Origin of the sequence: Pseudomonas tructae, from assembly GCF_004214895.1 — a bacterium.
GTDB lineage: Bacteria > Pseudomonadota > Gammaproteobacteria > Pseudomonadales > Pseudomonadaceae > Aquipseudomonas > Aquipseudomonas tructae.
The window spans coordinates 3,963,592-3,974,705 of the sequence record NZ_CP035952.1 but is presented as its reverse complement, the minus strand read 5'-3'; the positions used below and the strand labels follow the sequence as shown (position 1 = coordinate 3,974,705).

The window sequence follows — 11,114 nt, the reverse complement described above, 5'->3', positions numbered from 1 at the left end:
AATGGCACAGATGGACAACACCTCGCTGGTTCAGCGTTTTATCCGCTTGCCGCTGGCGCAGCGCCAGACCTTCCTGGAAAAACTGGCCAGCAAGGGCATGAGCCTGGCCAACCTGCCGATTCCAGTGTGCCGGGACGCCTTCGCGCAACTGCCGCTGTCCTATGCCCAGCAGCGCCAGTGGTTCCTCTGGCAACTGGACCCGGCCAGCAGTGCCTACCATGTGCCGTGTGCCCTGCGTTTACACGGTGCCTTGGATATCGATGCCTTGCAGCGCAGTTTCGATGCCTTGCTGGTGCGTCACGAAACCTTGCGCACCTGCTTTGTCGAAAGCAGCGATGGCCTGGTGCAGCAGGTCCAGGCCAGTGGCTCGGTACAGGTCACCCTGCAGGTCATCGCCGCCAGCGCACAGCAGGCCACGGCGACGGGGATCGAAACCTTTATCGAAGCCGAAACCCGGCAGTTGTTCGATCTGCAGCGTTGTCCGCTGCTGCGGGTCAAGCTGCTACGCCTGGGGGCGCACGACCACGTCCTGGTGCTGACCCAGCACCACATCATCTGCGATGCCGCCTCGATGCCGGTGATGGTCGATGAGCTGGTGCAACTGTATGCAGGTTTCAGCCAGGGCCAGGCACCCGAGCTGCCCGCCTTGCCAATCCAGTACGGCGACTACGCCATCTGGCAGCGCCAATGGATGGAGGCGGGGGAGAAGGACCGCCAACTGGCCTATTGGACCCGGCACCTGGGTCACGAGCCGGCAACCCTGGAGCTGCCCAGCGATCGGCCGCGCCCGGCCCAGCAAAGTTTTCGCGGGGCACGCCAGGATATCCGCATTGATACCCGGCTAGGGCTGCAGTTGCACGCGTTGGCCAGGCAGGAAAACGTCACCCCGTTCATGTTGCTGCTGGCAGCGTTCCAGACCTTGCTGTACCGCTACAGCGGTCAGGAGACGATTCGGGTCGGGGTGCCGGTGGCCAACCGCAACCGCGTGGAAACCCGTCAGCTGATCGGCTTCTTCGTCAACACCCAGGTCATGCAGACGCGCGTTGACGACGGCTCGACCTTCCGCCAGTTGCTGGCCCAGGTCAAACGCCATGCCCTGGACGCCCAGGCCCATCAGGATTTGCCGTTCGAGCAACTGGTCGAGGCCCTGCAGCCGGAGCGCAGCCTCAGTCACAGCCCGCTGTTCCAGGTGATGTTCAACCATCGGCGCAGCCAGGCGGGGCCGTTGCTGACCCCTCAGGGCTTGCAGGTCCAGGCGCTGGACTGGCAAGCGCACACGGCGCAGTTTGACCTGAGCCTGGATGTGCTGGAGTCGGCGCAGGGCTTCGACTGTTCCCTGAGCTATGCCACCGACCTGTTCGACGCCGCCCGTATCGAACGCCTGGCCCGGCACTGGCAGAACCTGCTGGCGGCCATCGTCGCCGACCCGGGGCAGCCGGTCGCCGAGCTGCCGATGCTCGATGCCCAGGAGCGCCAGCGCAGCCTCTATGACTGGAACGCCACCGCCACCCGCTACCCGCTGGAGCAGAGCATCCAGCACCTGATCGAAGCCCAGGTGGCACGCACGCCCCAGGCACCGGCATTGCTGTTCGGCGAGCAGGTGCTCAGCTACGCCCAGCTCAATACCCGGGCCAACCGCCTGGCGCACCGCCTGATCGAGCAGGGCGTGGGCGCCGATGTGCTGGTCGGCATCGCCGCCGAGCGCAGCCTGGAGATGGTCATCGGCCTGCTGGCGGTGCTCAAGGCCGGTGGCGCCTATGTGCCGCTCGATCCTGAGTATCCGCAGGAACGCCTGGCCTACATGTTCGAGGACAGCGGCATTGCCTTGCTGCTGACCCAGGCGCCGCTGTGCGAGCAGTTGCCGCTGCCGGCCGGGCTCAAGGTCCTGCTGCTCGAAGAGGCCCTGGACGGCTACGCCGAAGACAATCCCGAGGTGGCGGTGGCTGCCGAAAACCTCGCCTACGTGATCTACACCTCCGGCTCCACCGGCAAGCCCAAGGGCGCCGGCAACCGTCACGCGGCGCTGACCAACCGGCTGTGCTGGATGCAACAGGCCTATGGCCTGGACGCCAGCGACACGGTGCTGCAGAAAACCCCGTTCAGCTTCGACGTGTCGGTGTGGGAGTTCTTCTGGCCGCTGATGACCGGCGCGCGCCTGGCCATTGCCGGTCCGGGCGATCACCGTGACCCGGCGCGGCTGGTGAGCCTGATCCAGCAGCACAACGTAAGCACGCTGCACTTTGTGCCGTCGATGCTGCAGGCGTTCCTGCTCGATGAGCAGGTCGGCCAGTGCTCGGGGCTCAAGCGCATCGTCTGCAGTGGCGAGGCCTTGCCGGTGGATGCCCAGCAGCAGGTGTTCGCCAAGCTGCCGCAAGCCGGGTTGTACAACCTGTATGGCCCGACCGAGGCGGCCATCGACGTCACCCACTGGACCTGCCGCGATGAAGGCGCCGACAGCGTGCCGATCGGTGAACCGATCGCCAACCTTGGCACCTATGTGCTCAGCGCCGACCTGGAACCGGTGGCGGTAGGGGTGATCGGTGAGCTGTACCTGACCGGCGAAGGCCTGGCGCGCGGTTACCACCGTCGTCCGGGGCTGACCGCCGAGCGTTTCGTGGCCAGCCCGTTCGTGGCCGGCCAGCGCCTGTACCGCACCGGCGACCTGGCCCGACAACGGCCGGACGGGGTGATCGAGTACGCCGGGCGTATCGACCACCAGGTGAAGATCCGTGGCCTGCGTATCGAACTGGGCGAGATCGAGGCGCGCCTGCTGGAGCTGGCCGAGGTGCGCGAGGCGGTGGTGCTGGCGGTCGAGGGTGTGGGCGGTCTGCAATTGGTGGGTTACCTGGTGCCCAGCGATGCCGCGCTGCTGACGGCGGATGCCCAGGCGCAGGCAGCGTTGCGCGACCAGCTCAAGGCCAGCCTGCTGCGCAACCTGCCGGACTACATGGTGCCGGCGCACCTGCTGTTTATCGAGCAGATGCCCTTGAGCGCCAACGGCAAGCTTGAACGCCGGGCCTTGCCCGCGCTGGACCTGGCTCAGGTGCAGCAAACCTACGTGGCCCCCCGCAGTGAACTGGAGCAGCGTATCGCTGCCATCTGGCAAGAGGTGCTCAAGCGTGAACGCATCGGGTTGACCGACAACTTCTTCGAACTCGGTGGCGACTCGATCATTTCCATCCAGGTGGTCAGTCGTGCCCGTGCGGCCGGTATTCGCTTTACCCCCAAGGCGCTGTTCCAGCACCAGACCGTGCAGGGCCTGGCCACAGTGGCCAGCCTCGATGACGGCCAGTTGACGATCGACCAGGGGCCGGTGCAGGGCGACCTGCCATTGCTGCCGTTCCAGCGGGTGTTCTTCGAGACGGTCAGCAGCAGCCAGCATCACTGGAACCAGTCGGTCTCGCTGCGCCTGACCCGCAGTGTGCCAGCGCCGATGCTCGAACGGGCCCTGGCTGTGCTGGTGGCGCATCATGATGCCTTGCGCCTGCGCTTCGTCCAGCACGACGGTGACTGGCTGGCCAGCCACGCCGACCTGGCGGCGGCCGAACAGCCCATGCTGCGCGATGTTGGTGTAGTCGAGGGGCAAGCCCTGTTGCAGTTGGCCAACCAGGCCCAGGCCAGCCTTGACCTGCAACACGGCCCGTTGCTCAGGGCGCTGTTAGCGACCCTGGCCGATGGCAGCCAGCGCTTGATCCTGATCATTCATCACCTGGCGGTGGACGGTGTGTCCTGGCGGGTGTTGCTCGAAGACCTGCAAACCCTGTGCAACCAGCAACTGGCCGGGCAGGCCTTGCAGTTGCCCGCCAAGACCAGTTCGCTGCAGACCTGGGCGCGGCGCTTGCAAGCCTATGCCCGTGACCCGGCGTTGCAGCAGGAGCGTCAGTTCTGGCGACGCTGGCTGGCCGATGCACCGGCCGGCCTGCCGTGCGACACGCCGCAGGCGGTGGCGCTCAACCGTGATGCCAGGCATGTGCAGACCCGTCTGGATGCCGACCTGACCCGGCAACTGTTGCAGAGCGCGCCATCAGCCTACCGTACCCAGGTCAACGACCTGCTGCTGACGGCCCTGGCGCGGGTGGTCGCCCGCTGGACGGGGCAGGCGCAGGTGCTGGTACAGCTGGAAGGCCATGGCCGCGAGGCGCTGTTCGACGACATCGACCTGACCCGCAGCGTCGGCTGGTTCACCAGCCTGTACCCGGTCAAGCTGACGGTCGAGGACGACCTGGCCAGCAGCCTCAAGGCGGTCAAGGAACAACTGCGCAGTGTCGCCAACCACGGTATCGGCTACGCCGCCTTGCGCTACCTGGGCGACGACCAGGTTCGCGCCGAGCTTGCGGCGTTGCCGCAGCCGCGGATCACCTTTAACTACCTGGGGCAGTTCGACAACAGCTTTGGCGAGCACCAGGGAGCGCTGTTCACGCCTTCGGCAGAGTCTGCCGGTGACGATCAGCATGACGCGGCGCCGCTGGCCAACTGGCTGTCGCTCAGTGGCCAGGTGTATGGCGGCGAGCTGACCCTGAACTGGACCTTCAGCCAGGCCATGTTCGCCCCGGGGACCATCGAGGCCCTGGCCGAGGCTTACCGGCAGGCGCTGGTGGCAACCATCGAACACTGCTGCCAGCACGACAATGCCGGCAGCACCCCGAGTGACTTCCCCCTGGCCGGGCTGAGCCAAGGCCAGCTGGATGCCTTGCCGGTACCGGCGCGTGAGCTCGAAGAGCTGTTCACCCTGGCGCCCATGCAGCAAGGCATGCTGTTCCACTCGTTGTATGAGCAAGCCGCGGGCAACTACATCAATCAACTGCGGGTGGACATCGATGGCCTCGACGTGGCCCGCTTCCAGGCCGCCTGGCAGGCGGCCGTCGACCGTCACGACAGCCTGCGCAGCGGTTTCCTCTGGCAGGGCGAGCTGAACCAGCCGCTGCAGTTCGTCCGACGCCAGGTGCGCGTGCCTTTTGTTGTGCAGGACATGCGTCAGCACCGTGACCTTGATGCCGCGCTCGACGCACTGGCCCTGGCCGAGCGCGAGCAGGGCTTCGACCTGGCCCAGGCGCCGCTGCTGCGTGTGCGTCTGGTGCGTTGCGGGGCAGAGCGTCACCACCTGATCTACACCCACCACCACATCCTCATGGATGGCTGGAGCAGTTCGCAGCTGCTCGGCGAAGTGCTCCAGCACTATGCCGGGCAACCCCAGGCGACAGCCAGTGTTCGCTACAGCGACTACATCGCCTGGTTGCAGGCCCAGGATGCTGCGGCCAGCCACGCCTTCTGGCGCGAGCAGACCGCGGCCCTGGCAGCACCGACCAGCCTGGCCCAGGCCATCGCCAGGCAGGCCGATGGCCAAGCGCCGGACGGCCAGGGCGAGTACCTCAGGACCCTGGACCGTGCAGCCGCCCTGGGCGAATTCGCCCGGCAGCAGAAAGTCACCGTCAATACCCTGGTCCAGGCCGCCTGGTTGCTCCTGTTGCAGCGCTATACCGGCCAGCCGAGCGTGGCGTTCGGCGCCACGGTGGCCGGACGTCCCGCGCAGCTGCGTGGTGTCGAGCAGCAGATCGGCCTGTTCATCAACACCTTGCCGGTGATAGCCGCGCCACAGCCGCAGCAGTCGGTGGCCAGCTGGTTACAAGACGTGCAGCGCTGCAACCTGGCCCTGCGTGAGCATGAACACACGCCGTTGTTCGAGATCCAGCGCTGGGCCGGGCAGGGCGGTGGTGCGCTGTTCGACAGCATCCTGGTGTTCGAAAGCTATCCGGTCGCCGAGGCGCTGCAACAGGCTGCGCCCCAGGGCCTGCGCTTTGGCGAGCCGCGTAACCATGAGCAGACCAACTACCCGCTGACGCTGATGGTGGAGCTGGGTGAGCGCCTGTCGATCCAGTACCGCTATGGGCAGCAGCACTTTGACGCGGCAACCATTGCCCAGCTGGCGCAGCACCTGGAAAACCTGCTAGTGGGCATGATTACCGCGCCCCTCGCAGCGTTGGGCGAGGTGCCCATGCTGGCGGCCGAGGAACAACAGCGCATGCTCGGCCAGTGGAATGCCACAGCCCGTGAGTACCCGCTCGACACCCCGGTGCAGCAATTGATCGCAGCCCGTGCCGCCCATGCGCCGCAGGCGCCGGCCTTGATCTTCGCGGGCCAGCAGCTCAGTTACCAGGCCCTCGAACGCCAGGCCAACCAGCTGGCGCACAAGCTGCTCGAGTTGGGCGCGCGGGCCGGGCAGCGGGTGGGCATTGCCCTTGAGCGTGGCCCGGACATGATCGTCGCCTTGCTGGCGGTGCTCAAGGCGGGTGCCGCCTATGTGCCGCTGGACCCAAGCTACCCCGAGGAGCGCCTGGCCTACATGATGACGGACAGCGGCATGGACCTGCTGTTGAGCCACAGCCAGGTGCTTGAGCGTCTGCCGGTGCCGGCGAAGGTTCGGGCGCTGGCGCTGGACCACCGGCAGCAATGGCTGGCCGGCTACGCCGACACCCTGCCTGCGGTGGCGGTCGATGCCCAAGACCTGGCCTACGTCATCTATACCTCCGGTTCCACCGGCAAGCCCAAGGGGGTGATGGTGCGCCACGGCGCCCTGGCCAACTTCATTGCCAGCATGATCCGGGAACCGGGTTTTTGCGCCGCAGACCGCATGCTGTCGCTGACCACCTTCTCGTTCGACATCTTCGGCCTGGAAATCTATGCCCCGCTGGTCGTCGGTGCCAGCGTGGTGCTGATCGACGAAGCGGTGCTGCATGATTCTGACGCGCTGCTTGAGGTGATCCAGAACCAGGGCGTTACCCTGGTGCAGGCCACGCCTTCGTCCTGGCGCATGCTCCTGGACAACCCGCGCAGTGCCAGCCTTGCCAAGTGCCGCCTGCTCTGCGGCGGCGAAGCCCTGCCCAAAGCCCTGGCCGAGCGCATGCTGGATGTCGGCGCCGGGGTCTGGAACCTGTACGGTCCCACCGAGACCACCATCTGGTCGGCCCTGCATGTGCTAAGCGCAGAACACCCCACACCGTGGCTGGGCCGACCGATCGATAACACCGCGTTCTACTTGCTGGGTGACGACCTGTTGCCGGTGCCGGCCGGGGTCAGTGGTGAGATGCTGATTGGTGGCAGCGGCCTTGCGCGCGGCTACTTCGAGCGGCCGTCACTGACCGCCGAACGCTTCGTCCCCGATCCGTACTCGGCCACAGGCGAGCGCTTGTACCGCACAGGCGATTTGGGTCGCTACCACCACGACGGCGTGCTCGAGTACATCGGCCGCCTCGACCATCAAGTCAAGGTGCGCGGCTTGCGTATCGAACTGGGTGAAATCGAGGCGGCGCTGCTGGCCCAGCCAGCGGTGCGCGACGCCGCCGTGCTGGCCGTGGAAGGGCAGGGTGGCATGCGCCTGGTGGGTTATGTGGTTGCCCACCAGGCTCCGCCTGGCAACAGCAGCGAACAGCAACGCTTGGGCGAGATGCTGGCGGCGCAGCTTCTGGAGCGCCTGCCGGACTACATGGTGCCGGTGCAATGGCTGTTCCTCGAACGCTTGCCGCTGACGCCCAATGGCAAGCTTGATCGCAAGGCCTTGCCTCGCCAGGAACTGGCCAGTGAGCCGCGCCCGTTCCGTGCGCCCGGCTCGGCGCTGGAGCAGCAGGTCGCAGCCATCTGGCAGGCCGTGCTCGATCAGCCCCAGGTCGGCCTGGATGATGATTTCTTTGCCCTGGGTGGCCACTCGCTGCTGGCCACCCAGGCCATTTCGCGGGTGCGCCATGCGCTCAAGTGCGAGGTGCCGCTCAAGTTACTGTTCGAGCACAGCGTGCTGGCCGGGTTTGTCCAGGCCCTGGATGCCAGCACAGGCACCCAGGCGCCGCCACTGCAGGCGCTGGCGGCGGACCAGCCGCTACTGCTGTCCTATGCCCAGGAGCGGCAATGGTTCCTCTGGCAATTGCAGCCGGACAGCACTGCCTACCATGTTCCCAGCGCCTTGCGCCTGCGTGGCGCGCTGGATGAAGTGGCCCTGCAGCGCAGCTTCGACACCTTGGTGGCACGCCATGCGAGCTTGCGCACGGTCTTCGCCGAAGACGCTGAGCGCGTGTTGCAGGTGGTTCACCAGCAACTGCACATCGCCGTGCAAACGCTGCACCTGGATGTACCCGATGAGGCTGGGCGCGATGCGCAGATCGACGCCTTCATCGATCGTGAGGTCCGCTCGCTGTTCGACCTGCGCCAAGGGCCGCTGCTGCGGGTCAAGCTGCTGCAACTGACGGCGGACGATCATGTGCTGCTAATCGTGCAGCACCACATCATCTGTGATGGCTGGTCGGTGCAGGTGATGATCGATGAGCTGGTGCAACTGTATGCCGGCTACAGCCTGGGGCAGGAAGTGGCGTTGCCGGCATTGCCGATTGGCTACGCCGACTTCGCCAACTGGCAGCGCCAGTGGATGGATGCAGGCGAGCGCCAGCGCCAACTGGATTACTGGACTGCGCAACTGCCAGCACCACACCCGGTGCTGCAGTTGCCCAGCGACCGGCCGCGGCCGGCGCGCCAGTCCTACCGTGGCGCCCGCCAGGCCGTGCAATTGAGCGAGGCGCTGGCTGCGCAATTGACGGCCCTGGCCCGGTGTGAAGGGGTGACCCTGTACATGCTGCTGTTGGCATCGCTGCAAGTATTGCTGCATCGCTACAGCGGGCAAGACGATATCCGGGTCGGGGTCGCCAATGCCAACCGCAACCGTCTGGACACCGAGCGGCTGATTGGCTTCTTCGTCAATACCCAGGTGCTGCAGGCGAGCTTTGACGAGGGCCCGACCTTCCGCCAGTTGCTGGCCCAGGTCAAACGCCATGCCCTGGACGCCCAGGCCCATCAAGATTTGCCGTTCGAGCAACTGGTCGAAGCCCTGCAGCCGGAACGCAGCCTGGGCCACAGCCCGCTGTTCCAGGTGATGTTCAACCACCAGAGCGAAGGCCGTGCCGAGCGGGTCACCCGTGAATTGCCGGGGCTGGAAATCCAGGGTCTGTTACGCGACCAGCAGACGGCCCAGTTCGACCTGACCCTGGAAACCTTCGAAGCCGGCCAGCAGCTGGCGGCGGCCTTCACCTATGCCACCGACCTGTTCGACGCCGCCCGTATCGAACGCCTGGCCCGGCACTGGCAGAACCTGCTGGCGGCCATCGTCGCCGACCCGGCGCAGCCGGTCGCCGAGCTGCCGATGCTCGATGCCCAGGAGCGCCAGCGCAGCCTCTATGACTGGAACGCCACCGCCACCCGCTACCCGCTGGAGCAGAGCATCCAGCACCTGATCGAAGCCCAGGTGGCACGCACGCCCCAGGCACCGGCATTGCTGTTCGGCGAGCAGGTGCTCAGCTACGCCCAGCTCAACGCCCGGGCCAACCGCCTGGCGCACCGCCTGATCGAGCAGGGCGTGGGCGCCGATGTGCTGGTCGGTATTGCCGCCGAACGCAGCCTGGAGATGGTCATCGGCCTGCTGGCGGTGCTCAAGGCCGGTGGCGCCTATGTGCCGCTCGATCCTGAGTACCCGCAGGAACGCCTGGCCTACATGTTCGAGGACAGCGGCATTGCCTTGCTGCTGACCCAGGCGCCGCTGCGCGAGCAGTTGCCGCTGCCAGCCGGGCTCAAGGTCCTGCTGCTCGAAGAGGCCCTGGACGGCTACGCCGAAGACAATCCCGAGGTGGCGGTGGCTGCCGAAAACCTCGCCTACGTGATCTACACCTCCGGCTCCACCGGCAAGCCCAAGGGCGCCGGCAACCGTCACGCGGCGCTGACCAACCGGTTGTGCTGGATGCAACAGGCCTATGGCCTGGACGCCAGCGACACGGTGCTGCAGAAGACTCCGTTCAGCTTCGACGTGTCGGTGTGGGAGTTCTTCTGGCCGCTGATGACCGGCGCACGCCTGGCCATTGCCGGTCCGGGCGATCACCGTGACCCGGCGCGGCTGGTGAGCCTGATCCAGCAGCACGACGTAAGCACACTGCATTTTGTGCCGTCGATGCTGCAGGCGTTCCTGCTCGATGAGCAGGTTGGTCAGTGCACGGGGCTCAAGCGCATCGTCTGCAGTGGCGAGGCCTTGCCGGTGGATGCCCAGCAGCAGGTGTTCGCCAAGTTGCCGCAAGCCGGGTTGTACAACCTCTATGGCCCGACCGAGGCGGCCATCGACGTCACCCACTGGACCTGCCGCGACGAAGGCGCCGACAGCGTGCCGATCGGTGAGCCGATCGCCAACCTTGGCACCTATGTGCTCAGCGCCGACCTGGAACCGGTGGCGGTAGGGGTGATCGGTGAGCTGTACCTGACCGGTGAAGGCCTGGCGCGCGGTTACCACCGTCGTCCGGGGCTGACCGCCGAGCGTTTCGTGGCCAGCCCGTTCGTGGCCGGCCAGCGCCTGTACCGCACCGGCGACCTGGCCCGACAACGGCCGGACGGGGTGATCGAGTACGCCGGGCGTATCGACCACCAGGTGAAGATTCGCGGCCTGCGTATCGAGCTGGGCGAGATCGAGGCGCGCCTGCTGGAGCTGGCTGAGGTGCGCGAGGCGGTGGTGCTGGCGGTCGAGGGTGTGGGCGGTCTGCAACTGGTGGGTTACCTGGTGCCCAGCGATGCCGCGGTGCTGACGGCGGATGCCCAGTCGCAGGCAGCGTTGCGCGATCAGCTCAAGGCCAGCCTGCTGCGCAACCTGCCGGACTACATGGTGCCGACGCATCTGCTGTTTATCGAGCAAATGCCGCTGAGCGCCAACGGCAAGCTTGAACGCCGGGCCTTGCCGGGCATTGAAGCACTGTTGGCGATGCGCAGTTTCCGCGCTCCGCAAACCGAGCTGGAGTGCCAGGTGGCGGCCGTCTGGGCGCAGCTGCTGGGGGTGGAACAGGTCGGTCTGGACGACGACTTCTTCAGCCTCGGCGGGCATTCGTTGCTGGCGACCCAGCTGATTGCCCGGGTGCGCGAGCAACTGGGTGTGGAGGTCGAGCTCAAATCGGTGTTCACCGCCACGCGCCTGGACGCCTTCTGCGACCAGGTGCAGGCAGCGAAAACCGCCCATTCACCGCTTCAGGACGAATTGGCTAAATCTTTGGAGGCCCTTAAACGTTTATCAGGAGATGAGCTGGAACAGCTAATTTCTTGACGAGGGT

Annotated in this window: 1 protein-coding gene; it reads left to right on the top strand. The window is 66.3% G+C overall.

What is annotated here, in order from left to right:
• Nucleotide 1 precedes the first annotated feature (1 nt).
• Nucleotides 2-11,107: a non-ribosomal peptide synthase/polyketide synthase gene (locus tag EXN22_RS18125; RefSeq protein ID WP_130265363.1), complete on the top strand. Its 11,106-nt coding sequence runs from the start codon at nt 2-4 to the stop codon at nt 11,105-11,107.
• Nucleotides 11,108-11,114 lie beyond the last annotated feature (7 nt).